The organism is Ruegeria sp. N4, from assembly GCF_056531425.1.
In genome coordinates this window covers 429,836-455,783 of the sequence record NZ_JBQFLT010000001.1, presented here as the reverse complement: position 1 = coordinate 455,783, position 25,948 = coordinate 429,836, and the positions used below count along the sequence as shown (strand labels likewise).

Annotated in this window: 27 protein-coding genes and 1 tRNA gene; 17 read left to right on the top strand and 11 right to left on the bottom strand. The window is 58.5% G+C overall.

Going from position 1 to position 25,948, the window contains the following annotated elements; genetic code table 11:
• Position 1 precedes the first annotated feature (1 nt).
• Both ACR0LW_RS02265 and ACR0LW_RS02260 read left to right on the top strand, forming a co-directional pair.
• Positions 2-289 carry a DUF1330 domain-containing protein gene (locus tag ACR0LW_RS02265; RefSeq protein ID WP_480881467.1) on the top strand — a complete coding sequence of 96 codons (288 nt, stop codon included), beginning with the start codon at positions 2-4 and terminating at the stop codon, positions 287-289.
• Between the two features lie 372 nt (positions 290-661).
• Positions 662-1,285 carry a transglutaminase-like cysteine peptidase gene (locus ACR0LW_RS02260; protein WP_480581109.1) on the top strand — a complete coding sequence of 208 codons (624 nt, stop codon included), beginning with the start codon at positions 662-664 and terminating at the stop codon, positions 1,283-1,285.
• Between the two features lie 77 nt (positions 1,286-1,362).
• Here the strand turns inward: ACR0LW_RS02260 and ACR0LW_RS02255 are convergent, their stop codons facing one another.
• The 6 genes from ACR0LW_RS02255 to ACR0LW_RS02230 all read right to left on the bottom strand — a co-directional run bounded on the left by ACR0LW_RS02255 (position 1,363) and on the right by ACR0LW_RS02230 (position 7,204).
• A complete protein-coding gene (locus ACR0LW_RS02255; RefSeq protein ID WP_170518700.1) occupies positions 1,363-2,073 on the bottom strand; it encodes a hypothetical protein in 711 nt (236 codons plus the stop codon).
• A 462-nt stretch (positions 2,074-2,535) separates the two neighbouring features.
• Positions 2,536-4,353 carry a translational GTPase TypA gene (gene typA / locus ACR0LW_RS02250; RefSeq protein WP_480881466.1) on the bottom strand — a complete coding sequence of 606 codons (1,818 nt, stop codon included), beginning with the start codon at positions 4,351-4,353 and terminating at the stop codon, positions 2,536-2,538.
• A gap of 76 nt (positions 4,354-4,429) precedes the next feature.
• Positions 4,430-4,765 carry an SMR family transporter gene (locus ACR0LW_RS02245; RefSeq protein ID WP_170518694.1) on the bottom strand — a complete coding sequence of 112 codons (336 nt, stop codon included), beginning with the start codon at positions 4,763-4,765 and terminating at the stop codon, positions 4,430-4,432.
• A gap of 380 nt (positions 4,766-5,145) precedes the next feature.
• Positions 5,146-6,309, bottom strand: coding sequence for an HD domain-containing protein (locus ACR0LW_RS02240; protein ID WP_480881465.1), 1,164 nt, complete (start codon positions 6,307-6,309; stop codon positions 5,146-5,148).
• Positions 6,306-6,551 (bottom strand): hypothetical protein, encoded by a 246-nt coding sequence (locus ACR0LW_RS02235; RefSeq protein ID WP_170450608.1) that lies wholly within the window; start codon positions 6,549-6,551, stop codon positions 6,306-6,308. Before ACR0LW_RS02235 ends, ACR0LW_RS02240 begins: the two co-directional genes overlap by 4 nt.
• Positions 6,551-7,204, bottom strand: a complete 654-nt coding sequence (locus ACR0LW_RS02230) for an alpha/beta hydrolase (protein WP_170450609.1) — start codon at positions 7,202-7,204, stop codon at positions 6,551-6,553. The genes ACR0LW_RS02235 and ACR0LW_RS02230 overlap by 1 nt, the downstream gene beginning before the upstream one ends.
• A gap of 177 nt (positions 7,205-7,381) precedes the next feature.
• On the opposite strand from ACR0LW_RS02230, the gene iscR reads away from it, so the two are divergent.
• The 10 genes from iscR to ACR0LW_RS02180 all read left to right on the top strand — a co-directional run bounded on the left by iscR (position 7,382) and on the right by ACR0LW_RS02180 (position 15,180).
• Positions 7,382-7,840, top strand: coding sequence for a Fe-S cluster assembly transcriptional regulator IscR (iscR, locus tag ACR0LW_RS02225; protein ID WP_170450610.1), 459 nt, complete (start codon positions 7,382-7,384; stop codon positions 7,838-7,840).
• A 45-nt stretch (positions 7,841-7,885) separates the two neighbouring features.
• A complete protein-coding gene (locus tag ACR0LW_RS02220) occupies positions 7,886-8,929 on the top strand; it encodes a cysteine desulfurase family protein (RefSeq protein WP_480881464.1) in 1,044 nt (347 codons plus the stop codon).
• Positions 8,930-8,947: 18 nt separating this feature from the next.
• Positions 8,948-10,468 (top strand): Fe-S cluster assembly protein SufB, encoded by a 1,521-nt coding sequence (gene sufB / locus ACR0LW_RS02215; protein WP_170518684.1) that lies wholly within the window; start codon positions 8,948-8,950, stop codon positions 10,466-10,468.
• Positions 10,468-10,671, top strand: a complete 204-nt coding sequence (locus ACR0LW_RS02210) for a hypothetical protein (RefSeq protein ID WP_170450615.1) — start codon at positions 10,468-10,470, stop codon at positions 10,669-10,671. Before sufB ends, ACR0LW_RS02210 begins: the two co-directional genes overlap by 1 nt.
• A 49-nt stretch (positions 10,672-10,720) precedes the next feature.
• Positions 10,721-11,476, top strand: a complete 756-nt coding sequence (sufC, locus tag ACR0LW_RS02205; protein WP_170450618.1) for a Fe-S cluster assembly ATPase SufC — start codon at positions 10,721-10,723, stop codon at positions 11,474-11,476.
• Positions 11,476-12,756, top strand: a complete 1,281-nt coding sequence (locus tag ACR0LW_RS02200) for a SufB/SufD family protein (RefSeq protein WP_480881463.1) — start codon at positions 11,476-11,478, stop codon at positions 12,754-12,756. Before sufC ends, ACR0LW_RS02200 begins: the two co-directional genes overlap by 1 nt.
• Positions 12,756-13,241 (top strand): YIP1 family protein, encoded by a 486-nt coding sequence (locus ACR0LW_RS02195; RefSeq protein ID WP_170450622.1) that lies wholly within the window; start codon positions 12,756-12,758, stop codon positions 13,239-13,241. The genes ACR0LW_RS02200 and ACR0LW_RS02195 overlap by 1 nt, the downstream gene beginning before the upstream one ends.
• Positions 13,238-13,804, top strand: a complete 567-nt coding sequence (locus tag ACR0LW_RS02190) for a YIP1 family protein (RefSeq protein WP_170734761.1) — start codon at positions 13,238-13,240, stop codon at positions 13,802-13,804. The genes ACR0LW_RS02195 and ACR0LW_RS02190 overlap by 4 nt, the downstream gene beginning before the upstream one ends.
• Positions 13,805-13,816: 12 nt before the next feature.
• Positions 13,817-15,037 (top strand): cysteine desulfurase, encoded by a 1,221-nt coding sequence (locus tag ACR0LW_RS02185; RefSeq protein ID WP_480881462.1) that lies wholly within the window; start codon positions 13,817-13,819, stop codon positions 15,035-15,037.
• A 66-nt stretch (positions 15,038-15,103) separates the two neighbouring features.
• Positions 15,104-15,180, top strand: a tRNA-Arg gene (locus tag ACR0LW_RS02180).
• Between the two features lie 121 nt (positions 15,181-15,301).
• Here the strand turns inward: ACR0LW_RS02180 and mepK are convergent.
• On the bottom strand, positions 15,302-15,871 hold the full coding sequence (gene mepK, locus ACR0LW_RS02175; protein ID WP_170450628.1) for a peptidoglycan L,D-endopeptidase MepK: 570 nt from the start codon (positions 15,869-15,871) through the stop codon (positions 15,302-15,304).
• A gap of 352 nt (positions 15,872-16,223) precedes the next feature.
• Between mepK and ACR0LW_RS02170 the strand changes: the two genes are divergently transcribed.
• From ACR0LW_RS02170 to ACR0LW_RS02155, 4 genes are read left to right on the top strand one after another with little or no spacing between them, the layout of a single operon-like run.
• Positions 16,224-17,831 (top strand): L,D-transpeptidase family protein, encoded by a 1,608-nt coding sequence (locus tag ACR0LW_RS02170; protein ID WP_480881461.1) that lies wholly within the window; start codon positions 16,224-16,226, stop codon positions 17,829-17,831.
• A gap of 35 nt (positions 17,832-17,866) precedes the next feature.
• Positions 17,867-18,958, top strand: coding sequence for a UDP-3-O-(3-hydroxymyristoyl)glucosamine N-acyltransferase (lpxD, locus tag ACR0LW_RS02165; protein WP_480881460.1), 1,092 nt, complete (start codon positions 17,867-17,869; stop codon positions 18,956-18,958).
• Positions 18,959-18,990: 32 nt separating this feature from the next.
• On the top strand, positions 18,991-19,248 hold the full coding sequence (locus ACR0LW_RS02160) for an acyl carrier protein (protein WP_170450632.1): 258 nt from the start codon (positions 18,991-18,993) through the stop codon (positions 19,246-19,248).
• Positions 19,249-19,257: 9 nt separating this feature from the next.
• Positions 19,258-20,466, top strand: a complete 1,209-nt coding sequence (locus tag ACR0LW_RS02155; protein WP_170450633.1) for a beta-ketoacyl-[acyl-carrier-protein] synthase family protein — start codon at positions 19,258-19,260, stop codon at positions 20,464-20,466.
• Positions 20,467-20,518: 52 nt separating this feature from the next.
• Here ACR0LW_RS02155 and ACR0LW_RS02150 read toward each other — a convergent pair whose 3' ends face one another.
• The gene (locus tag ACR0LW_RS02150) at positions 20,519-21,097 is read right to left on the bottom strand and encodes an invasion associated locus B family protein (protein WP_170450634.1); all 579 of its coding nucleotides are present in this window, start codon (positions 21,095-21,097) and stop codon (positions 20,519-20,521) included.
• 453 nt (positions 21,098-21,550) lie between these two features.
• On the opposite strand from ACR0LW_RS02150, the gene ACR0LW_RS02145 reads away from it, so the two are divergent.
• The gene (locus ACR0LW_RS02145; RefSeq protein ID WP_480881459.1) at positions 21,551-23,098 is read left to right on the top strand and encodes a helicase HerA-like domain-containing protein; all 1,548 of its coding nucleotides are present in this window, start codon (positions 21,551-21,553) and stop codon (positions 23,096-23,098) included.
• Position 23,099: 1 nt separating this feature from the next.
• Here ACR0LW_RS02145 and ACR0LW_RS02140 read toward each other — a convergent pair whose 3' ends face one another.
• From ACR0LW_RS02140 to ACR0LW_RS02130, 3 genes are all read right to left on the bottom strand, one after another.
• Positions 23,100-23,354, bottom strand: a complete 255-nt coding sequence (locus tag ACR0LW_RS02140; RefSeq protein WP_170450636.1) for a hypothetical protein — start codon at positions 23,352-23,354, stop codon at positions 23,100-23,102.
• A gap of 196 nt (positions 23,355-23,550) precedes the next feature.
• The gene (locus ACR0LW_RS02135; RefSeq protein WP_480881458.1) at positions 23,551-24,864 is read right to left on the bottom strand and encodes a branched-chain amino acid ABC transporter permease; all 1,314 of its coding nucleotides are present in this window, start codon (positions 24,862-24,864) and stop codon (positions 23,551-23,553) included.
• Positions 24,861-25,871, bottom strand: coding sequence for a branched-chain amino acid ABC transporter permease (locus ACR0LW_RS02130; RefSeq protein WP_480581132.1), 1,011 nt, complete (start codon positions 25,869-25,871; stop codon positions 24,861-24,863). Before ACR0LW_RS02130 ends, ACR0LW_RS02135 begins: the two co-directional genes overlap by 4 nt.
• Positions 25,872-25,948: the final 77 nt, after the last annotated feature.

Below are 25,948 nucleotides of genomic sequence, written 5' to 3'. Positions count from 1 at the left end.
CATGCCCGCACTCTGGATTTCGCACGTAACGGTGACCGACGCCGAATCATATGGAAAATACGCCGAGCTGGCCGGACCCGCGATCGCCAAACATGGCGGTGAGTTCATCGCCCGCGCCGCCCGTTACGTTCAGTTAGAAGGGAAAGAGCGGCCACGGAATGTGGTCGCCCGGTTCCCGTCCGTCGAAGCGGCGGTGGACTGTTATAATTCGGATGACTACCAAAGGGCGCTGGATCACGCGCGCGATGCCAGCGAACGTGAGTTGGTCGTGGTTGAGATCACCGACTGAGAATCACCAGACGCGGTGCGTTTCGGGCGCGTCGCGTGCAAGTGGGCCGTAAGTAAGCGAAAATCAGCCAAGGCGCGGATGGCATGATTGTGGCAACTGCAGGCTCGCGAAAGGCGTGAGTTTTACTTCATAAATGTCATACACTTAAGCCTGCTCAGGCGAGTATCCGATCAGGTTTCCCGTCACAATTGTGGCCATCTGAACCCATTTCTTGCCCGAAATGGTCAAAATAAGTGACGAATTTCCGCCCTTTTTCCCCTTCAGTTTCGACCTAGATTGCATAATCGGCCACGTTTACGGATAGTTTCTGAAAACGGAATATGGTCCGGTTTGACGACAATCGCTCGGAGAGACTTGGATCGAGGGACAGGCATGAAATCGAATGGCGGGAAATTCACGTCCATCTTAGGGCGCGCTGCGGCAGGTTCGGGGCGCTTTTTGGGTGTCGTTGCCATTACTTTTGGCACGTTCCTTGGGGGAACCGTTTCCCAGGCCTCGGAAGGGGCTTTCATCACCAGTGTATCCGCGTCCCCTCCGCCAACCGGCGCACGTCAGTTGTGCCGCCAGTATGATTGGGCGTGCACCACGAAACGGTCCGGGTCCCTGACCAGCCAGCAAGAGATGCAGATCGTTCAGCGCATCAATCGCCACGTAAACGCCACCATTCGCGAAGTGACCGATCAATCGCAATACAGAACTCGCGAACGTTGGGCGCTTCCGACCTCGCGCGGTGGCGATTGCGAGGATTTCGCGTTGCTGAAAAAGCGCGATCTGATCAACGCAGGTATCGATCCCAGAAAACTGCTGATTGCAACTGTGCTCGACAAACACCGCAATGCACATGCTGTATTGGTCTACCGTTCGGCGCAGGGGGATTTGGTTCTGGACAATCTGACCAATCGAATTAAGCCCTGGTCCGCGACCCAGTATCTGTTCCTTCGCATGCAGGATCCCAAACAACCTCGGCGTTGGGTTGGTGTCTACGGTAGCAGTTAACGTAAGACCAAGAACGCATCGCAAAAAGCCAGCGGCGACAGTTGCAACCGCTGGCTTTTTTGCATTCTAACCCGAGCTTAGTTCGTGCCCTGATCACCGGCTTCAGGCGAGCCGCCGCCTTCGGTTCCGTTACCTTCGGGCGAGTCACCCCCTTCGGTTCCGCCGCCTTCAGATCCACCGCCGGAGCTGGAACCACCGGAGCTGGACCCACCAGAACTGGAGCCACCTTCGGACCCACCAGAGCTGGAGCCACCCGAGCTTGAACCACCAGAGCTGGAGCCACCCTCAGACCCACCGGAGCTTGAACCGCCTGAGCTTGAACCGCCCGAGCTGGAGCCACCTTCAGAACCGCCGGAACTGGAGCCACCCGAGCTTGATCCACCAGAGCTGGAGCCACCTTCGGACCCACCGGAGCTGGAGCCGCCCGAGCTCGATCCGCCGGAGCTGGAGCCACCTGAGCTTGATCCGCCGGAGCTGGAGCCACCGGAACTTGATCCGCCGGAGCTGGAGCCACCACTGGAACCGCCAGTAGGCGTCACGCCGCCCGAGCTTGAGCCGCCGGAGCTTGATCCACCACCGGAACTGGACCCACCACCGGAACTGGACCCACCGCCAGAGCTTGACCCACCGCCGTTTTCGTCAGCCGGACCGTCGCCGGAACGTTGTGACGGCGCGCCAATCGACGCTGTCGGGAAGTCGGTCAGAACTGCTGCGAACGCGGGGCAGGTCTGAAGCGTCCGGGCCAGAATATCTTCGAAATCCGAACGACGCTGCAGATACCGCAGCATACGGGATTCAACGACGGTACAAGCACACAGGGTTTCCGTCGATACAGACTGTTTGGCGGTCCGAACTGTACATTTCCCATCAGCCAATGCGGGACCAGCCGCGAGCAAAGGAAGTGTAGCTGATGCAAATATAACGGGTAGTATACGAGACTTGATGCGCATGGCGCTACTCCTTGAAACTCATTACTTACTGCGTCGATCTTGTGCACTATTGAAACCGTGCGTTGTATGAACGACGTCACACTTTAGTCATGAATACACCTTTCTCTGGCCGAATTTACAAGGGCCGGATCGGGTGAGTCACTTGATTTTAACTTTACTAAAAGTTGAACGGCCATGAAAAACAGGGGTTAGACCTGCCGTTACGGAAGGTCTCCCCATTTTCATCATTTTTGGGATGGATGAAAAAATGTCACACTCGTGTCATTGTTTCCAATTTCGAAATCGACCATTTGCCACAATTTAGGCGGATTTCGCCATGCGCTTGCGTTCATGGGGGTCCAGAAAGCGCTTGCGCAGACGAATGGCGTTGGGGGTTACCTCGACCAGTTCATCATCGTCGATATAGGCAATCGCCTCTTCCAGCGAGAACTGAACATGCGGCGTCAGGCGTACAGCGTCATCAGATCCGCTGGCGCGCACGTTGGTCAGTTTCTTGCCCTTCAGAGGGTTCACTTCCAGATCGTTGTCGCGCGAATGCTCACCGATCACCATGCCCTGATACACTTCTGCCTGAGGGCCAACAAACATGCGGCCACGCTCTTCCAGATTCCACAGCGCGTAAGCGACAGCCTGACCTTTTTCCATCGAGATCAGAACACCAGCGCGACGACCGGGGATCTGGCCTTTGTGAGCGGCCCAGTCATGGAACACCCGGTTCAGTACGCCGGTACCACGGGTGTCAGTCAGGAATTCGCCGTGATAGCCGATCAGGCCGCGCGAGGGGACATGGGCGATAATGCGGGTTTTGCCCGCACCAGCGGGGCGCATCTCGACCAGCTCACCTTTGCGCGCGCCGGTGATTTTTTCGATCACCGCGCCCGAGTATTCGTCATCCACGTCAATGGTAACTTCTTCGACCGGTTCCAGCCGCTGACCGTTTTCTTCGCGGAACAGAACCTGCGGGCGCGAGATGCTGAGTTCGAACCCTTCACGGCGCATGTTTTCAATCAGAACGCCCATCTGCAATTCGCCACGGCCTGCAACCTCGAACGCTTCACCTCCGGGGGTGTCGGTGATGCGGATGGCAACGTTGGATTCGGCCTCTTTCATCAGGCGGTCACGGATGACGCGGGACTGCACCTTTTTGCCGTCCCGCCCGGCCAGGGGCGAGTCGTTGATGCCGAAGGTCACAGTGATGGTGGGCGGGTCGATGGGTTGGGCGGGCAGGGCTTCGTCAACCTGCGGCGAGACCAGCGAGTCGGCGACTGTCGCCTTGCTCATACCCGCGATGGTAACGATGTCGCCTGCTTCGGCCACATCGATGGGCTGTTGCGCCAGACCACGGAAGGCCAGGATTTTCGAGGCGCGGAAGTTCTCAATCAGCGTGCCGTCGCGGCTGAGCGCCTTGAGGGTGTCGCCGGCTTTCAGGGTGCCGCTTTCAACGCGACCAGTCAGGATACGGCCAATGAACGGGTCGTTGCCCAGTGTTGTGGCCAGCATGCGGAAAGGTTCGTCTTTCTTTTCGGCCTGCTTGGGCGCGGGGACGTGATCCACGATCAGGTCGAACAGGGCGGTCAGGTCCTTGCGGGGACCGTCCAGCTCCATATCGGCCCAGCCGGACCGGCCGGAGGCGTACATTGCGGGGAAATCCAGCTGGTCGTCATCGGCGCCGAGGTTGGCGAACAGGTCAAAGCATTCGTCCAGCGCCCGGTCGGGCTCGGCATCGGGCTTGTCGACTTTGTTCAACACCACGATTGGACGCAGACCCAACGCAAGCGCCTTGGAGGTCACGAACTTGGTCTGCGGCATCGGGCCTTCGGCGGCGTCGACCAGCAGGACCACACCGTCCACCATGCTGAGGATCCGCTCAACCTCACCACCGAAATCGGCGTGGCCAGGGGTGTCAACGATGTTGATGCGTGTGCCCTTCCACTCGACCGAGGTGGCTTTGGCCAGAATGGTGATGCCACGCTCGCGTTCCAGATCGTTGCTGTCCATGGCGCGTTCCGCCACGGCCTGGTTGTCCCGGAACGCGCCGGATTGTTTGAGCAGCTCATCCACCAGGGTCGTCTTGCCGTGGTCCACGTGAGCGATGATTGCGATGTTGCGCAGGTCCATGAGAGGTCAGCCTTTGAACGGGAAGTTGCCGCGCGCATAACGCGGCACGCGCAAAGTTACCACCCCTAACAGGCGTTCAATGGCCCGCAGTCTTCGAAAACAGGTGAATGATCAGAATTCCGGCCAGGATCAGGGTCAGCCCCAGAACGGCCCAGATGTCCAGTTTTTGTCCAAAGACAACGAAGCCAATTATTGCGATGAAGAATATCCCCAATCCGGACCAGATTGCGTAGACGATACCAACCGGCATGAATTTCAGGGTCAGGCCCAAAAGGTAGAAGGCAAACCCATAGCTGACAACGACCAGAACCGACGGCCAAAGCCGCGTGAATTGCTGGCTGGCCTGCAACGCAGTTGTCCCTACGGTTTCTGCAAAGACCGCAAGCAGCAGGATCAGGTAGGCTTTGGGCATGTTTTATACCTTTGTCTCAATAAACCCAGGCAAGCTTGACCACGACTTTGCAATCTGCGGCAAGCACATTCAGTTGGAAAGCAGTGCCGACCCACAACATGAAGGTCAGGTATACCTGACTATGGGTAAAGTTGAATTTGTGTAAAGTTCCCCGTGTATTGGTTTTTTTTGTTACTGAGTATTGTTTCATGACGTTATTTGCAAAAACCGTCATTCTTGCTGCGTTTGTTATCGTAGCGCTTGGGTGGCTTGCTGGCGGGGGGTCCGTCGATACTGATGCAGCCAATATGGTTGAAAAGTTGGATGGTAGCGTAATTTAAGCGCCGATCAGAACGAAGCAGAGGGAAAAGGGGCCTTTGGGCTCCTTTTTCTATTTCTGGCTATGCGCCCGCTGTGCTGTGCGTTTGAAAATAGGCGGCCAGTTGCGGCTGTAGCCACTGCCAAAGCTGCGGGGCACCGCCTTCAACCGCCGGTCGTACCCGTGTTTCCAGCTGAGCATAGGTCACGTTGTAATCGACCCATGACCCACCACCTGTTTCCAGATTGGCAATCGGGGTCTGGAACCGGTCAACGGCCTTGGCAAACCGGGCACCCGGTGTATCCGCCGCCTCGAACTCGTGCCACAGATCCGCGAATTGCGTTTGCTGCGGTTCGGGAAGCAGGCCGAACAGACGTTTTGCTGCCGCCTCCTCTTTGGCGGTTTGGGCGGCGTGATCCACTTGTCCGTGGATCGGGTGGTCTCCGGCGTCGATTTCGACGATATCGTGCAGCAACAGCATCCGCAGGGCACGGGCCTCGGACACACCGTCCTCGGCATATTCCGACAAGACCCAGGCGTAGAGCATGATGTGCCAGGAATGCTCGGCAGAATTCTCAAACCGGTCCGACGCCATCAGGCGCGAGGCGCGCAGGACTGTTTTCAACTGATCAGCCTCGGTCAGGAAGGGCAGGCGTGTTGTAAATGCGTTAGAGTCCGTATCCGCGCCGTCCAGCAGTGCCCGCGCATGATCAAAGGCCAGAGGGAAATCCTGCGCCAGATAAGCTGCGCGCCCACCGTCCAGATTATCTTGCACGACCTCAATATGATCGGCCCGAGGATGCTGTGCACAGAGCACCTGAAACAGGGGCTGAGAGCGATCCAGAATTTTTGCGAAACGGGCGTCAGGGGATTGATCGGCCTCGAACTCCTGCCAGAGGCCTTGAAACTCCGCCGCCTGATCGGCGGGCAGCAGGCCAAACAGTTCCGTGGCCGCGGCTTGTTCAGCCTTGGCGACGGCCTGCCAGTCGGTCTGCAGATGAATCGGATGGTCGCCCACGATGATCTCAACCAGATCATGCAACAGCAACATGCGGATCACCCGGTCAATCGAAACCTCGGGTCCCGCCAATGGCTCCATGACCAAAGCCCAAAGGGCCAGATGCCAGCTATGCTCGGCCGAGTTTTCACAGCGGGACAGGTCCAGCAGGACGTTTGCCCGTTCCACTGTTTTCAACCTGTCGGCCTGTTTCAGAAAGGCGATTTGGGCCGACAGACGATCACTCATTGCTTTTCGATAGCTTTCACTTTTGAGCGGTGGTCGCTGAGACGCTTGATCACAAAGGTGCGCGCCTTGCGTTCCGCCATCCGGACGCGGATTTCGGTCAGAAATGCCTCTTCCAGCGATTGCGACGCCGCGCCCAGAACCTCACCCACCTCGACAAAGAACCGGTCGTCGCCGGTTTCGTCCATAACCTTCATCGTATCCTCGGCCAGTTTGGCGGCGAGGGTGGTGATGGTGTCAGACATCAGCGCGTGGTCTCGGTCAGGCGGCGTTTCACATAGTCGCTGACATCGGTGATCAGCGTGTCCATGTGGCGGTCCTGGAAGAAATGGTCTGCACCTTCGACCTCGTTATGGGTGATGGTGATGCCCTTCTGTTCATGCAGCTTGTTCACCAGCGATGTGGTATCCGCCGGAGGCGCAACGCGGTCGGCTGATCCGTTGATGATCAGGCCAGAAGACGGGCAGGGCGCCAGGAACGAAAAGTCATACATGTTCGCCGGGGGCGACACGCTGATAAAGCCCGTGATCTCGGGCCGGCGCATCAGCAGCTGCATCCCGATCCACGCACCGAATGAAAAGCCAGCGACCCAGCAGTGTTTCGAGTTGTTGTTCATCGACTGCAGGTAGTCCAGCGCCGATGCCGCGTCGCTCAGCTCGCCTACGCCCTGGTCGTACTCGCCCTGGCTGCGGCCCACGCCGCGAAAGTTAAAGCGCAACACGGTAAAACCCATGTTGTAGAACGCATAGTGCAGGTTGTAGACGACCTTGTTGTTCATGGTCCCGCCAAATTGTGGGTGCGGGTGCAACACGATGGCGATCGGTGCGTCTTTTTCCTTTTGCGGGTGGTAACGGCCTTCCAGGCGGCCTTCGGGTCCGGGAAAAATCACCTCGGGCATGTGTGCTTTGGTCCTGTCTTTTTCTTCCGAGAGCCCGGATATACTTGACGATAATCGTCGGGCACCTTAGAACGGTTCTAATATGTAGCGGCGCGTACCGTCGCTGTCCGTCGGAGATACGCACTGGCGGCGGCGGCGTCAATGATTTCGCGCGCATCTTGCCATGAGGGATTGTCAATGAAGCTTTCGACGAAAGGTCGTTACGCCATGGTGGCGCTGGCTGACATTGCGCTGCAGCCCTCGGATCAGCTTGTGACGCTTGGCGAGATCTCGGAGCGTCAGGACATTTCGCTACCGTACCTAGAGCAATTGTTCGTCAAACTGCGCCGGGCCGAGCTTGTGTCTTCGGTCCGTGGCCCCGGTGGCGGCTATCGACTGGCGCGCCCGGCCTCGGACATTCGCGTGGTCGAGGTTCTGTCAGCCGTTGACGAAACCGTCGATGCGATGACCAAGGGGGCAGGTGCATCCGGCGCGTCCTCGGGCAGTCGCGCGCAATCCCTGACCAATCGTCTGTGGGAGGGGTTGAGCGCACATGTTTACGTATTCCTGCATCAGACGCGGCTGTCGGATGTGATCAAGAACGATCTCGCGCCATGTCCTGCTGTTCCCAGCCTGTTCGCTGTGGTGGATGAGTAAGGCGATGGCGTTTCAGGTCACAGGCAACCGGAAAAAGATGTATCCATGAATCGCGTTTATCTGGATCATAACGCGACCACGCCGTTGCGGCCCGAAGCGCGGGACGCGATGATCGCGGCGATGGAGGTCTGCGGGAACCCGTCCTCGGTCCATGCAGAAGGGCGTGCCGCCAAGGCGCTGATCGAACGCGCGCGGGCGCAGGTCGCATCGGCCTTTGGGGCGGACGGAGCGGATGTTGTGTTCACTTCAGGCTCGACCGAGGGTGCGGCCTTGACGCTGGCAGGGCGCGATATACATGGGGCCGCGATTGAACATGATGCGGTAAGGGTTTGGATTGATGAGGATATTCCCGTTTCATCAGCGGGGCTGGTTTCCTTGGAAGATCCGTCGCGCGCCACACTGCAACTGGCCAATTCCGAAACCGGTATTGTGCAGTCCTTGCCGTCGGGTCTGGCAGTGGCGGATGCAACGCAGGCGTTTGGCAAATTGCCTGTTGCGTTCAATTGGCTGGACGTGCAGATGGCGCTGATCTCGGCGCACAAGCTGGGCGGGCCCAAGGGCGTAGGCGCGGTTGTGATGAAACGCGGCACTGATCTGGCGGCTCAGATCAAGGGCGGCGGACAGGAAATGGGGCGTCGGTCCGGAACTGAAAATGTGATTGGAATTGCGGGGTTCGGGGCCGCAGCTGAAGCAGCCGCGCGGGATTTGGCCAACGGTGTTTGGGAGCAGGTCGAAGAATTTAGAAATATTCTAGAAAACGCTCTTGAGGCCGGAGTTAAATCACCTATTTTTGTCGGGAAAGGTCAAAAGCGACTGCCGAACACTCTGTGTTTCGCGACCCCCGGCTGGAAGGGCGAGACGCAGGTCATGCAGATGGACCTGTCGGGTTTTGCAGTCAGCGCGGGCTCTGCCTGCTCCAGCGGCAAGGTTCGTGCCAGCGCGGTGTTGACTGCAATGGGATTTGATGAGGTCACAGCAGCCAGCGCGATCCGCGTTTCGCTGGGTCCTTTGACAACAAAAGAGAATGTGCTGCGTTTCGCTGAAACGTGGCTTGAGAAAGAGAAAAAGCATCGCGCGCGCGCCGCGTGATCTGACGGAGGGTAAGTTATGGCCGCTTTGGACCAGACCCAGGTGAAAGAAGGTGTCGATCAGGAAACCGTGGATGCGGTACGCGAGGTCGGAACCTACAAATACGGCTGGGACACCGATATCGAGATGGAGTATGCGCCCAAAGGCGTGAACCCGGATATCGTGCGGTTGATTTCGGAAAAGAACGAAGAGCCTGAATGGATGACCGAATGGCGTCTGTCGGCCTTCGAGCGCTGGACCAAAATGGATGAGCCGAAATGGGCCATGGTGCATTACCCGCCGATCGATTTTCAGAACCAGTATTACTATGCCCGTCCGAAATCGATGGAGGAGAAGCCGAAGTCGCTGGATGACGTCGATCCCAAGCTGTTGGCGACTTACGAAAAGCTGGGTATCCCGCTGAAAGAACAGATGATTCTGGCCGGGGTCGAAGGGGCCGAAGATGCGCCCGCCGAAGGCCGCAAGGTCGCTGTGGACGCGGTGTTTGACTCGGTTTCGGTCGGGACGACATTCCAGGCCGAATTGAAAAAGGCCGGGGTGATCTTCTGTTCGATCTCCGAGGCGATCAAAGAACATCCTGAGCTGGTCAAGAAATACCTGGGCACCGTGGTCCCTGTGTCGGACAACTTCTATGCCACTTTGAACTCGGCCGTGTTCTCGGATGGCTCGTTCGTCTACATCCCGCCGGGCGTCCGCTGCCCGATGGAGCTGAGCACCTATTTCCGCATCAACGCGGAGAATACCGGTCAGTTCGAACGCACGCTGATCATCGCCGACAAGGGCTCGTACGTGTCTTATCTGGAAGGTTGTACTGCACCTCAGCGTGACACCGCCCAATTGCACGCGGCTGTGGTCGAGATCATTGTCGAAGAAGACGCCGAGGTGAAGTATTCGACCGTTCAGAACTGGTTCCCCGGGGACGAGAACGGCAAGGGCGGCATCTATAACTTCGTAACCAAACGCGCCGATTGTCGGGGTGATCGGTCCAAAGTGATGTGGACTCAGGTCGAAACCGGCTCGGCCGTGACCTGGAAATATCCGTCCTGCATCCTGCGCGGCAATGAAAGCCAGGGTGAGTTCTACTCGATCGCGATTGCGAACAACTATCAGCAGGCCGATACCGGCACCAAGATGGTTCATTTGGGCAAGAACACCAAGTCGCGCATCGTGTCCAAGGGCATCAGTGCGGGCAAGGCGCAGAACACCTATCGCGGTCTGGTTTCGATGCATCCGAAAGCCAAGGACAGCCGGAACTACACGCAGTGTGACAGCTTGCTGATCGGCGACAAATGCGGCGCGCATACGGTTCCGTATATCGAGGTCAAGAACAACTCGTCCCGCGTTGAGCATGAGGCGACGACGTCGAAGGTGGATGATGATCAACTGTTCTACTGCCGTCAGCGCGGCATGGATGAGGAAGAGGCCGTGGCGCTGGTCGTGAACGGGTTCTGCAAAGACGTGTTGCAGGCGCTGCCGATGGAATTTGCCATGGAAGCGCAGCAACTGGTAGCGATTTCACTGGAAGGCTCTGTCGGCTGATGACGCGGTCACCCCGGAACGGCATCCAGAAGGATGATGTGCTGACCTGGCTGGGCTATGCGCTGCCGGTTTTGGGCGGCCTGCTGGGGGTGGCTTACGTGAACATCAATCACATGGCTTTCATCAACCCGGTCTGGGCGGTTGGTGGTGGGGTAATCCTGGGTTGGATTGCTGCACGGCTGATCCGCAAGGTACTGGGATAGGGATTTATCGGGGCGACGATGCCCCTTGCGAGATGCAAAAGGACAAAACATGCTGGAAATCAAGAACCTGCACGTACAGCTTGAAGAAGAAGACAAGCAGATCCTCAAAGGTGTAGACCTTACGGTCGAGGCCGGCAAGGTACACGCGATCATGGGGCCGAATGGCTCGGGCAAGTCGACGCTCAGCTATGTGCTGTCGGGTCGCGATGGATACGAAGTGACCGACGGTTCGGCCACTCTGAACGGTGAAGACCTGCTAGAGATGGAGCCGGAAGAGCGCGCCGCTGCTGGTGTGTTCCTGGCGTTCCAGTACCCGGTCGAAATTCCGGGCGTCGGCAACATGACCTTCCTGCGTACGGCTGTAAACGCTCAGCGAAAGGCACGCGGGGAAGAGGAACTGTCGGCCGCCGACTTCCTGAAAGAGGTGCGCGCCAAGGCCAAGACCCTGAAGATCGACGCGGACATGCTGAAACGTCCTGTGAACGTTGGTTTCTCGGGCGGTGAGAAAAAGCGCAACGAGATCCTGCAGATGGCCATGCTGGAACCCAAGATGTGCATCATGGACGAGACCGACTCGGGCCTTGACGTGGATGCGATGAAGCTTGTGGCCGAAGGTGTGAACGCGCTGCGCGACGAAGGGCGCGGGTTCCTTGTGATCACCCACTATCAGCGCCTGCTGGATCACATCAAACCCGATGTGGTGCACATCATGGCGAACGGTCGCATCGTCAAATCCGGTGGCCCGGAACTGGCGCTTGAGGTCGAAAACAACGGTTATGCCGACATTCTTGCCGAGGTGAACTGATGGCCTTGCCCGAAGTCAAACAAACCGCAACCGAGGCGCGGCTGGCAGTGCTGACCATGCCGGATGCCGGATGCACCCGCGCCGCGCGCGAAGATGCGCTGGCCCGCGTGCTTGAGATGGGTCTGCCCAACCGTCGCGACGAATATTGGAAATACACACGGCCCGACACTCTGGTCGCGCCTGCGGCCATGCCTGCAGCGGTCTTCGTGGATGATGAACCCTTGGTGTTCCACGAGTTCGACCGCCTCAAGATCGTGTTTATCGACGGTGTTTTCAGCGCCGAGGAATCGGATGATCTTACGCAAGAAGGCGTGAGCATTGATCGTCTGGAGGACATCTGCTGCAAGGACATCCATTGGGCCAAAGATCTGTATGGCGTTCTGGAAGCCCGCGGACAGGTTCCCGTGCAGCGCCCACTGGCCGCGCTGAACACCGCCTTTGCGTCGGACGGGGTTGCCATTCATGTGACGGGTAAGCCCTCCAAGCCGATCAACCTGATCTACCGGCACGAGTCCGCGACCTCGGACGCGATCCTGCACCACGTAATCCGCGTCGAAAGCGGTGCCGAGGCGACCATTCTGGAAACCGGCCCCGCCGCGTCGCGCTTCAACAAGTGCATGGAGATCGACATTGCCGATAACGGCACGCTGCATCACGTCCGCGCGCAGGGCAGAGATTGGGAGCGTCGGGCCGCGACCCATATGTTCACCCGTCTGGGCACCGAGTCTGTCTACAAGTCCTTCACCCTGACCGTGAATGGTGTGCTGACCCGAAATGAACAGGTTGTCGAATTGACCGGCGATGACGCCGTCGCGCATGTGGCGGGGGCCTGTGTCGGCGATGGTGACTTTCATCACGATGACACCGTCTTCATCACCCATGACGCGGTGAATTGCGAAAGCCGTCAGGTGTTCAAGAAAGTGCTGCGCAACGGTGCGACCGGCGTGTTTCAGGGCAAGATCCTTGTGAAAGAAGGTGCTCAGAAAACCGACGGCTATCAGATCAGCCAGTCGCTGCTTCTGGACGATGACAGCCAGTTCCTCGCCAAGCCCGAACTTGAGATCTACGCCGACGACGTGGCCTGCTCGCACGGCTCGACCTCGGGCGCGATTGACGAGACCGCGCTGTTCTACCTGCGCTCGCGCGGGGTTCCGACCAAGGACGCGACCAACATGCTGACGCTGGCGTTCCTGGCCGAGGCCGTCGACGAGATCGAAGACGGCGCATTGGCCGAGGCCATCGTGAGCCGTCTGGAAGGTTGGTTGGCGCGCCGCAGCTGATGCCTGTGTCGTCAGATATCGTTGCCACATACCGGGGGCCGGGGCGTGTCGTGCGCCGGCTTCTGGATATGGGGCCGCGCGAAGACCGGGCGCTGATTTTCGTCATGGCCTTCTGCATTGTGTCCTTCATCGCCCAGATGCCAAGCCTTGCGCGCCGTGCGCATCTTGAAGGGGTGGAGCTGAACATGCTGCTGGGCGGTGCCTTGCTGGGCTCGGTCTTTATCCTGCCGTTGTTCTTTTACAGTCTGGCGCTGATCTCGCATTGGGCCGCGCGTTTGGCGGGTGGCAAAGGGACGCCCTATGGCGCGCGTCTGGCGTTGTTCTGGGCCTTGCTGTCTTCCGCACCCTTGGTTCTGCTGAACGGACTTGTTGCCGGGTTCATCGGCTCTGGTCCAACGCTGACCCTTGTGGGTTTGATTTGGGTTGCCGTTTTTGTCTGGTTCTGGTTATCCGGACTGCGACAAGTGCAAAGGTCCGCTGAATGAATACTCCGAACCTGGGTCAACTGGCGGTTCTGACGCTAAGACAACCCGCCGAGGCGGCGCGTCAGCTTTTGGCCCTGAACCCGGGGCGCGAGGTGCTGTGGCTGGCGTTTTTCCTTGCGGTTGTGCTGAACTGCATAATCCAGTTGGGCATTGATCTGTCGATTCCGGTTGTCGAAGGCGATGCCGGGCCGATTACGGAAAGCGTTCCGATTGTATTGGTTCGCTCGGCCGGTACGATGATGTTCAGCATCCTTGCCTTCCTGTTCGTCGGCCGTTTTCTGGGCGGAACGGCGCGGTTCGAGGGAATGATGGTGCTGATCGTCTGGGTGCAATACCTGCAGATCGCGGCATTGCTTGGCGTTCTGATCCTGAGCCTGACGATCCCGTTTCTGATGGCGGTGTTGCTGTTGGCCACCGCGATCCTGAGTCTCTACATCACGTTGCATTTCCTGAACGAGGCGCATCAGTTCGGATCGCTTTGGAAATCGTTCGGCGTGATTTTGTTGTCCGCTTTGGTTGCGGTTCCTTTTGTCCTTATGCTCGCCCCCGTGGCGCCCGTCTAGGAAGACAGCCCTATGTATGATGTGCAGAAAATCCGCTCTGATTTTCCGATCCTGTCGCGGCAGGTGAACGGCAAGCCGCTGACCTATCTGGACAACGGGGCCTCGGCGCAGAAACCTCAGGCGGTGATTGATGCAGTGACCCGTGCCTATGCCGAGGAATATTCGAACGTCCATCGCGGTTTGCACTACCTGTCAAACCTCGCGACCGAGAAATACGAAGGCGTTCGCGGCACGATTGCACGTTTCCTTGGGGTGGCGAATGAGGACGAGATCGTCCTGAATTCGGGCACTACCGAAGGGATCAATCTGGTCGCGTACGGCTGGGCCATGCCCCGGCTTGAGGCAGGCGACGAAATCGTGCTGAGCGTGATGGAGCATCACGCCAATATCGTGCCCTGGCATTTCCTGCGCGAACGGCAGGGCGTTGTTCTGAAATGGGTCGATGTGGATGCAGATGGCGGCCTTGATCCGCAGGCCGTTCTGGATGCGATCGGGCCCAAAACCAAACTGGTGGCGGTCACACAGTGCTCTAACGTTCTGGGCACGGTTGTAGATGTCAAAGCCATCACCAAAGGGGCCCATGCCAAAGGTGTTCCGGTTCTGGTGGACGGTAGTCAGGGCGCGGTTCATATGCCGGTCAGCGTCGATGAGATTGGCTGCGATTTCTACGCGATCACCGGGCATAAGCTCTACGGCCCGTGCGGGTCGGGCGCGATCTTCATCAAATCCGAGCGTATGGCCGAAATGCGCCCCTTCATTGGTGGCGGTGACATGATCAAAGAGGTCAGCAAAGACCAGATCACGTACAACGACCCGCCGATGAAGTTCGAAGCCGGAACACCCGGCATCGTCCAGACCATCGGTTTGGGCGTGGCGTTGGACTACATGATGGATCTGGGGATGGAGAACATCGCCGCCCATGAATCCAGCCTGCGCGACTATGCGATGCAACGCCTGACCGGGTTGAATTGGCTACAGGTCCAGGGCACCCGCCCGGACAAGGCCGCGATCTTCAGCTTCACGCTGGATGGAGCAGGGCACGCGCATGACGTCTCGACCATCCTTGACAAAAAGGGCGTCGCCGTGCGCGCCGGTCATCACTGCGCGGGTCCGTTGATGGATCATCTGGGCGTTACTGCGACCTGTCGGGCGAGTTTTGGCCTGTATAACACCACCGATGAGGTCGACACGCTGATCGAAGCGCTTGAACTGGCGCATGATTTGTTTGCGTGAAACCTTGCCGGGACCCGCAGATTTCCAGTTGCACCCGACCCGGAACAAGGTTAGCTAACGGCCAAGGCACCTGTAGCTCAGCTGGATAGAGCGCTGCCCTCCGAAGGCAGAGGCCAGAGGTTCGAATCCTCTCAGGTGCGCCATCTTTCATTAGATTTAGGATCCGCACTCCGGTCGGATCGCCCGGTCAGATTGCATTGCGCAAAACAAACCCCCGTCAGAGGATCTGCGGGGGTTCGGAACAATTGGTTTTAACGAGGCGGATTAGCCGCGCCAGGTGCGGACCACGCCGCAATCCATATGTACGAAGTTCGACCGGTAGTATTGGCCTACACCGCCCGCGCGGCACGACATCGCCGCTTTGGCCATTTGCGAGACGGAACGCGAGCCAAGGCGAAGGTCTGCCGCCTGGCCTTGCATGTGCAGGGAGTTCCGGGCAACGCGGCGGGATCTGGAACGCAGCATGGCGTTTGTCTGCGGCGAGCGATAGCCGGACAGCAGCATGTAAGGCTCGTTCACGTCCAGAAGATTGTGGGCGGCGGCCATGATGTCGACTGTGCGCAAATCCATGCTTTTGACCTGATCGGTTCGCCAGTCGCGCATGAAATGGTTCACTTCCTTGACAGCATCCTTGATGTATTTGCCGTCAACCCAATATATCATATCGATCCGTTCGCCTGTGCGACCGGAATACATGCGGATACGACGAATGTCGCCGCCGCCGCGAAGGAAACCTGCTGCATTGGAATAAGTCGGTGCTGCAGCGACTGCTGTGGCTGCGAATGCCCCCAATAGGGCACGCCGGGTCAAGCCCGATGTACTGCTCTTGGTCATTTTTGTTTCGTCCCGTACTGTTCCTGCCTGCGCACGATGTTACGCGCGCTGTATTAATATTTTCCCATCCCAGATGGCGAATTTATGGCACAATCGGATTCGGTCGCCAAGAAGTGTTTGATACTCACCTTTTCAAGGGGGAATTTTCGGCAGTTTTTTGCGCAGATGGGGCAACCGGCACATTTTTTGCGCAATTGAGGCGTTTCGGCACCGCTTCGATGCAAACGCGCATCAGGCCGAAATAGAAGAGGCTGAGTAAGGAATTTGTGAATAGACAAAGGCAGAGTGCAAAAATGATATTTGTTCGGCGCATCCCCATCAGCGCAAACTATTGAATAACCAAGGGCATCCCATGTTCTCAGTATTGCGGACCAGTACCAGTATCCTTGTCGCGGCATGTTTTGCGGCCACAGCAGCCATTGCCAACACAACGTCTGACCCGATTCAGGGCACCGCGTTTCAAATGGCTGTGGCCGAGCACACTCCGACATCCAGCGATATTGCGGCGTTTTACCGGACCAACGGGTTTTCGCCGGTCTGGGTCGGAGCCTCGCAAGATCATGCCGAACGGCGCGCCGCGTTGATCAAAGCGCTGTCCAACAGCCATATGCACGGTCTGCCCGCAGCAGGTTACGATGTAGACGCGCTGGTTGAACAGATGCGGCAGGCGCGATCTGTTCGGGATTTGGGCGCGGTCGAGGCTGAACTGACGCGGGTGTTTCTGGCTTACGCCGACGATCTGTACTCCGGTGCCCTGCGCCCGGCCAGCATTGACGACGGACTGGTCCGCAAGGTGGAACGGCGCAGCCCCGAGGAACATCTGCAGCAACTGAACACGCATGGTGCGGCCTATCTGGATCAGCTCGCACCGCAGACGCGTCAGTATCGCGCGCTGATGAAGCAAAAACTCGCACTGGAGGCTCTGGTCGATCAGGGTGGCTGGGGCGCGAGTGTTCCGGTGGCCAAGCTGGAACTTGGGGATTCAGGGCCAAATGTCATCAAGCTGCGCAACCGGTTGGTGGCGATGGGCTATCTGAAACCCACCGCCAGCCCTTCGTTTGATGCCACTCTGCTTGAGGCTGTTCGCAGCTTTCAAACCGCACATGGGTTGGAGCCGGACGGCGTTGCCGGGCAGGGCACGATTTCAGAACTGAACCGCCCGGCATCGGACCGGTTGAAGGCGGTTCTGGTGGCGTTGGAACGCGAGCGTTGGTTGCCGCGTGAACGTGGGACCCGCCATATTCTGGTGAATCAGGCGGATTTCTCGGCCAAGATCGTCGATGACGGGCAGGTCACGTTCGAAACCCGCGCGGTGATCGGCAAGAACGTGCATGACCGCCGCAGTCCCGAGTTTTCGGACGAGATGGAGCATATGGTGATCAACCCCAGCTGGTATGTGCCACGCTCGATCATCACAAAGGAGTATCTGCCCAAGCTGCAATCCAACCCAAATGCCGTGGGTCACATCCAGATCACCGATCGCAGTGGCCGTCAGGTCAACCGCGGGGCCGTGGACTTCACCCAATTCACCGCGCGCAACTTCCCGTTTGCGATGCGTCAACCGCCCAGCAAAAGCAATGCACTGGGGCTGGTGAAGTTCATGTTCCCCAACAAGTACAACATCTATCTACATGATACGCCCCAGAAATCTCTGTTCGCGCGCGAGGTGCGGGCCTTCTCGCATGGCTGTATTCGATTGGCGCAACCGTTCGAATTCGCCTATGCGTTGCTGGCCAAGCAAGAGGAAGACCCAAAGGCGTTTTTCCACCGAGTGCTGAATACCGGCAAGGAAACCACAGTGAAACTGGATCAGAAGGTTCCGGTGCATCTGATCTATCGCACCGCCTATATGGGCCCGAAGGGCGAGGTGCAGTATCGCCGGGACATCTACAATCGTGACGCCAAGATTTGGGACGCGCTGCAAAAGGCAGGGGTAGCCCTGCCGGACGTTCAGGGGTAAGCACGGGGGCAAATCCTGCCGAAAGAAAGCCCGCCATGCAGTTTACCATTCAGCAAATCGCCGACAGCCTTGGTGCCGAGTGCCAGGGCGATACCGGCCTGACGATTGTGCGCGCGGCCGAGCCCGGTGACGCCGGACCCACCGATCTGGCCATGGCGATGTCACCGAAATATGCCGAGGCTCTGACTGGGGGTGAGGCGCGCGCGGCGGTTCTGTGGGAAGGTGCGGATTGGCAGGCCATGGGCCTGCGGGCCGCGATTTTTGTGAAACGTCCGCGCATGGCGATGGCAGGCATAACATCGATGCTGGATCGGGGGCAGGGGGTTGAGCCCGGCATTCACCCCTCGGCCGTGATCGATCCGACGGCAGAGATTGGCGCGGATGTGTCGATTGGGCCTTTGGCGGTTGTCGGGGCCAGGGCACGGATCGGGGCCGGATCGGTAATTGGCGCCCATTGCACGATTGGTATCGACGCTGTTCTTGGCGAACAGGCGCTGCTTCGCGAAATGGTCAGCATCGGCGCGCGCGCTCAGATCGGGGATCGCTTTATCGCCCAACCGGGCGCGCGGATTGGTGGAGACGGTTTCAGCTTTGTCACTCCCGAAGTGTCAGGCGCAGAAAACGCGCGCAAAACCATGGGGGATCCGGGTGAGGCCAAGGCGCAAAGCTGGCTGCGCATTCATTCTCTGGGCGCGGTTGAAATTGGTGACGATGTCGAGGTCGGCTCGAACTGTACCGTAGACAATGGCACAATTCGCAACACCCGGATCGGCGATGGGTCGAAACTGGATAACCTTGTGCATGTGGGCCACAACACCCGTGTGGGGCGTGACTGCCTGCTGTGCGGACAGACCGGCGTGTCCGGCTCGGTCGATATTGGCAACAACGTGGTGTTGGGCGGCCAGACCGGCGTGGTGGACAACATTTTCATCGGCGACGGCGTAATCTCGGGCGGCGGCACCAAAATCCTGTCCAATGTGCCCGCCGGTCGGGTGATCATGGGCTATCCGGGGATCAAGATGGAAACCCATACCGACATCTACAAAGCGCAACGCCGGTTGCCGCGTCTGGCCCGCGACGTTGAGGCACTTAAAAAGGCTGTTTCCAAACAGCCCCCGAGCGATTAAATCATCCTCAGATTGATAATCAGGGGATCGATATGAGCATCAGCGACCGCGTCATCGCAATCATTGCAGAGCAGGCCGTGCTGGAGCCATCGGATGTGACACCCGAAAGCACGCTGGAAGATCTGGGCATCGACAGTCTGGGTCTGGTCGAAAGCATCTTTGCGATCGAGGAAGAGTTCGACATCTCGGTTCCCTTCAACGCCAACGAACCTGAATCGAACGATTTCGACATCTCGAACGTGGCCGCGATCATTGCGGGCATCGAACAGCTTGTGTCGGAAAAGGTCTGACCCGGAACAATGAAACGGGTTGTTATCACCGGCGCGGGCACCATCAACTCGCTGGGTCACTCTGTCCCCGACACGCTGGAGGCCATGCGTGAAGGGCGCTGCGGTATCTCGGAACTGGAGTTTCGCGATGTCGATCGTCTGGCCATCAAGATCGGCGGTCAGGTGCGCGGGTTCGAGGCCGAAGGGCGCTTTAATCGCCAACAGATGTCTCTGTATGACCGGTTCACGCAGTTCACACTGACCGCAGCCAAAGAAGCCATCGAGCAATCGGGGATCGAATTCCACGGGGAATTGGCGGCCCGGTCCGGCGTCGTGCTGGGCACGGCAGGCGGCGGTGTTTCGACCTGGGACGACAATTACCGGTCGGTCTACGAAGACGGAAAAAACCGCGTGCACCCCTTTGTTGTGCCAAAGCTGATGAACAATGCGGCCGCCAGCCATGTGTCAATGGAACATAACCTCAAAGGACCCAGCTTTACCGTTTCAACAGCCTGCGCATCGTCGAACCATGCGATGGCGCAAGCGTTCCAGATGGTCCGCAGCGGTGCTGCGCCTGCGATGGTCACCGGCGGGTCGGAATCGATGCTGTGTTTTGGCGGCGTGAAAGCCTGGGAAGGCTTGCGCGTCATGTCCAAAGACGCCTGCCGCCCGTTCAGCGCTAACCGTAACGGGATGGTTCAGGGCGAAGGTGCCGGCATTTTTGTCTTCGAGGAATACGAACATGCCCGCGCGCGGGGTGCAGAAATCCTGTCCGAGGTCGTCGGGTTCGCCATGTCCTCGGATGCGGCCGATATTGTCATGCCCAGCAAGCAGGGCGCATCACGCGCCATGGCCGGGGCTTTGGCTGACGCAAAGCTGAACGCCAGCGATGTCAGCTATATCAACGCGCATGGCACCGGAACGGCAGCAAATGACAAAACGGAATGCGCCGCAGTTGCAGACGTGTTCGGGCCGCATGCGGATGACCTGATGATCTCGTCCACCAAGTCCATGCACGGGCACCTGATCGGCGGCACTGGTGCTGTCGAATTGCTGGCCTGCATCATGGCTCTGCGGGATGGCGTTATTGCGCCGACCATCGGGTACGAGGAACCCGATCCGGAATGCGCGCTGGATGTGGTACCGAACGAGGCGCGCGAGGCCAAGGTGGATGTTGCCCTCAGCAACGCCTTTGCCTTTGGCGGCCTGAATGCTGTTCTGGCTTTGAAGAAGGTCTGAAGACGATCCAAAAGTCGCCGCAGCGTTTCCACCGCGGCGACGAAAGCATCGCTTAGTTTACGTTGACGCTCAGGCTGTCAAAGCCTGAGGTGAAGCCAGACAGCGACATGTCCATGGTCAGAACCTGATCCGGGAAGCGTGCGGGCACCAGCGAGAAGGTCGCCTTGCTGCCCGCCTTCATGGCATCAATGTCACCCTGGCTCAGACCCAGTTGGGCGACGCAGCCGACCGGCACACAGTGGTGATAGTTATACAGCTTGCGCGGCGCGCCATCGATGGACAGCGCCAGTTGCGCCTGCAGCAGGGTTTCCAGCGGGACGATCACATTCGCCCAGGCCACGGCGGCCCCACCTTCGGGCAGTTTGCCAATGGACACCTCGGCAATCGGATCGCCTTGCTGGCCGTTGAGAACCTGAACGATGGCGCATGGGTCTTCGCCTTCCTGCGCCTTGATGCAGGACACCTCCCAATCGCCGGAAGTTTCTTTGACGAACTGTTCACCCGCACGCGGACCGGTCTCGCCCAGGTCCAGCCCGTTATCGGCCTCGGGTTCCGAGGTTTCCTGTGCACTGACAGCGCCGCAAACAAGGACAGCAGCGAGCGTATTGATCGAAAGGAGTGACTTGATCATGAATGCCTCGATATTTGGTGATTGAGTTTTTTTCTTCCTCTAGCACCGTTCACGGCTGGTGTCAGGCACTAAGCGATGCGTCGGTTCGAAAATGAACAATTTCTTGCCACTCAGGTAGGGTTTCCACCCCTTAAAAACAAGAAAAAGGGAGCTGGTGGAGCAGCTCCCTTCTATAAATGTTTCTCCCCGTCGGACTGGCCGACTTAGTTATGTGGCAGACGTTACGAGAGGGGAACGCAGTGGTCAACTGCTAACCTGAACTTTTAATATACTCGTCAGTTCAGTTTAATCCGCGTGAACGGGCAAAAAAGCCGTGCCCGAAGGCACGGCCAGTCAACAGGGAGGAAGTGCGCCTTTGCGGCTGGCACCACAAAGCGCGCAAAATGACTATCGCAGTCAAAGGTTAACTTTGTATGCTGGGTCCGGATCGGTGAGACATAAGGCAGTGAAAACATGGGCGAAGATATCTTTCTGGGCGGTGGCGGTCAGGACTATGGCCAGCCGCAGGGGCTGACGCTGAAATACGCGAACCGGCATGGGTTGATTGCCGGGGCCACCGGGACCGGCAAGACGGTGACTCTGCAAATTCTGGCCGAAGGATTTTCCAAGGCAGGCGTTCCGGTATTCCTGTCGGACGTCAAAGGTGACCTGTCCGGGCTGGCATTGCCGGGAACCGAGACACACAAACTGCATCAGGCTTTCATGGATCGCGCCACGCGGATCGGATTCACCGATTTTGCCTACGCCGCTTGCCCGGTGACCTTCTGGGACTTGTTTGGTGAGCAGGGGCATCCGGTTCGTACGACAGTGACTGAGATGGGGCCATTGCTATTGTCCCGCCTGATGGAATTGAGCGAAGCGCAGGAGGGGATACTGAACATCGCCTTCCGTGTGGCAGATGAAGAAGGCATGCCGCTGCTGGACCTTAAGGACCTGCAAGCGCTGTTGGTCTGGATTGGTGAGAACCGGGCGCAGCTTTCATTGCGTTACGGCAATGTCTCGACCTCTTCAATCGGTGCGATCCAGCGCCGATTGCTGGTGTTGGAGAACCAGGGCGGCACCCGACTATTTGGGGAACCGGCGCTGGACCTTGCCGACCTCATGCGTACGGATGAGGCCGGGCAGGGTGTTGTGAACATCCTCGCCTCGGACAAACTGATGGGATCGCCGCGCCTTTATGCAACTTTCCTGCTATGGCTGCTGAGCGAGTTGTTCGAAGAACTGCCCGAGGTTGGTGACCCCGAGAAACCCAAGCTGGTCTTCTTCTTCGATGAGGCCCATTTGCTGTTCGAAGACGCGCCGAAGGTTCTGATCGACAAGGTGGAACAGGTGGCGCGCTTGATCCGCTCCAAGGGTGTGGGGGTCTATTTCATCACGCAGAATCCGGCCGATATACCCGAAGATATTCTGGGACAGTTGGGCAATCGCGTGCAGCACGCCCTGCGGGCCTTTACCGCGCGCGACCGGAAGAACCTGCGCCTTGCCGCAGAAACCTATCGCGAGAATCCGGCTTTTGACACCGAAGAGGCAATACGTGAGGTCGGCGTGGGTGAAGCCGTCACATCAATGCTGCAAAAGAAGGGTGTGCCGGGCATTGTCGAACGTACACTGATCCGCCCGCCGGGTTCCCAGCTGGGGCCGATTTCCGACGCTGAACGCCGGACGGTTATGACCGCGTCATCAATGGCTGCGAAATACGACACACCCGTCGATCGAAAATCGGCCTTTGAGATCCTTCAGGCCCGCGCCGAGGCCGCCGCCAAGGAAGCCGAAGCCGCCGAGGCCGAAGAGGTCGTGGAAATGCAGACGGCGATGGAGCGCGAATTCGCCTCGGCCCGCAGATATTCGGGCAGTCGGGTGGGGCGGTCTTCCTCGCGCGTGACACGCAAGAAAGACACGTTTGCCACCGCGATGAGCGAGGCCGTGATCAAGGAACTGAAAGGCACCACCGGTCGCCGCATCGTGCGCGGCATCCTGGGTGGTTTGTTCCGAAACCGCTAGCTTAACCTTTCAGGCGGCGCTGGCCTTCCTGACGGCAATAGGCATCCGCCTGACGCACCGACATCTTGGTCGCCGGGAAATCAATGGCCCGGTCCCAGGTCACGCGGTCATGGCGATAGAGCTGACAGGTCACCACACCCTCGGGCGTGTTGACCTTGACCGGTGTGGTTTCCAGATCTTCGGGCGAAGGGACGCAGGCCGCAACTGCCGCAACAAGCGGCAACAGGATGACAACTTTGCTGAGTGGTTTTTTCATGGTTCTAAGATCTACTCTTTAGACTGGGTAACTGGCCTTATAAGACCGGCGAGAGGGTGTGTGAGTGAGCGTCGACAGAAATGAAGACGTATCCAATGCCGGGAATGGTGGGTTGGTTTAGTCAAAAAATCTTTAAGAATCAAGAAGCCGCGCCGGTATTCGCCGACACGGCTTTGTGATTTGAGAAGATTTCAGCCTATTTCTCGGGGATCAGCCCCCTTGGACTGAATCTGAGAACAATCAAAAGCACCAGCCCCATGGTAAACAGGCGCATATGCGCGGCGCTTTCGATCAGGTGCGCTTTCAGGGCGCTGCCGTCCGGCAGGCCGGATGTAATCAGGTTCATGATCCACAGGCCCATCGGTTCGACCTGAACCCACAGGAACCAGATCAGGAACGCGCCCAGAACCGCGCCAAAGTTGTTGCCCGAGCCGCCAACGATCACCATGACCCAGACAAGGAAGGTAAAGCGCAAAGGCTGATAGGCGCTGGGGGTCAACTGCCCGTCCAGCGTGGTCATCATCGCGCCTGCAATCCCGCAAATGGCCGAGCCCAGTACAAACACCTGCAAATGACGGCGGGTGACATCCTTGCCCATCGCCTCGGCGGCCACTTCGTTGTCGCGGATCGCGCGCATCATGCGGCCCCAAGGGCTGTGCAGCGCCCTTTGCGCCATCCACAGCAGCACCAGCAGCACGATCAGGAACAGAAGTGAATAACCCAGCTTGACCGACAGGGTCGAAGCGGTCACCGGGTCAAGCCCCAGCCATTCCGCCCGCGCGATAAAACCGGGATCCTGTTGCAGGTCGATCTCATACCCGACCACGGGGGCGGGGCGGGGAAGGCCGTAGACGTTCTTGACGCCGCGGGCCAGCCAATCTTCGTTCTTGAGGACCGCAATGATGATCTCGGCGATACCAAGCGTGGCAATGGCCAGATAGTCGGACCGCAGGCCCAAAGCCGTTTTGCCAATCAGCCAGGCCGCGCCCGCCGCCAGCAGCCCGCCCGCAGGCCAGGCCAGAAGAACCGGTAGGTTCAGCCCACCTAGATTTCCCGCAATCGCCGGATCGACGGCCTCGACCCCCGCAACGCTGGGGTCAAACACCGCGCGATAGATGAAAAAACCAGCCACAAGGATGCCGAGGATGGACAGGTTGCGCACATTGCCCTTGGGCAGTTTCTGCGCCGCCATCACGGCCGCAACAACGGTCGCCGCACCCAATAGCAAAGCAAGCACAATACCATACCCGCCAGAGGACCACGCCCCGGGCGTCGGCGGCGTAGATACCAACACAACAGCCAGACCGCCCAGCGCGACAAAGCCCATGACGCCAACGTTGAACAGGCCCGCAAAGCCCCATTGCAGATTCACCCCAATCGACATGATGGCCGAGATCAGCCCCATGTTCAGGATCAGAATCGCCGCATTCCAACTTTGCGTGAAACCGGTCATCAGGATCAGCCCGCCGACCACGGCAAACAAAAGCGTGTATTTGGTTGCTTCGCTCATACCGCTTTCCCTTTGAACAGGCCCGTGGGCTTAAACAGCAAGACGATCAGCAGGATCACAAAGCTGACGGCGAATTTGTAATCGGTGGACAGGAATTGCACCAAACCCGACGGTGCCAGCGTCTCTGGTGCGAGATAGGTCAGGACCTTTTTCCAGGCGTAAGTAATCGTCACCTCGGAAAACGCGATGATGAAGCCACCGGCAATTGCGCCCAGCGGGTTGCCCAGCCCGCCGACAATGGCCGAGGCAAAGATCGGCAGAAGAAGCTGGAAATAGACGAAGGGCTTGAAGCTCTTGTCCAGCCCGTAAAGCACCCCGGCGGTTGTCGCCAGTGCCGCCACGATGATCCAGGTGATCATCACAACGCGCTCGGGGTTGATGCCGGACAGCAGGGCCAGATCCTCGTTATCCGAATAGGCCCGCATCGACTTGCCCGTGCGCGTCTTGTTCAGAAACCAGAACAACAGCGCCACCGCAACGACCGCCACGACAACGGTAATCGCTTGGGATGTGCGGATCGCCAGACCCTCACTCAGCCCGGTCATCGCCTTGAAATCCCGTGCGGAAATCAGGAACCGCGCGCCGTCGGAAAACCTCTGATCGTCGGGTCCGATTACAAAGCGCACCAACCCGTTCATGATGAACATCACGCCCATCGACACGATCACAAGGATCACCGGCTTGGCCTTTTGCTCGCGATAGAACCGATAGACCAGCCGATCCGTGATCAGAACCAGAACGATACAGCCAAGGATCGCAAAGGGCAGCGCCAGCAGGGCGGTCGGCAGAGGCCCAAAGCTGACACCGGCAGCCTGCAGGCCCCAGGTTACCAGCACGGCGATCATCGCGCCAAAGGCCATCGTATCGCCATGGGCGAAGTTGGAAAACCGCAGGATGCCGTAGATCAGAGTGACGCCCAGCGCCCCCAGCGCAAGTTGGCTCCCATAGGCAATCGCAGGAACGATCACAAAATTCGCAAGCGCAACAAGCGCGTTCAGTAAATCCATCAGTTCTTCTCACTGTCCGAGTGCAGCCTTATGGCATGCCCTGCCTGCCGGGCACAATATTTTGCGCCCGTTTTTGG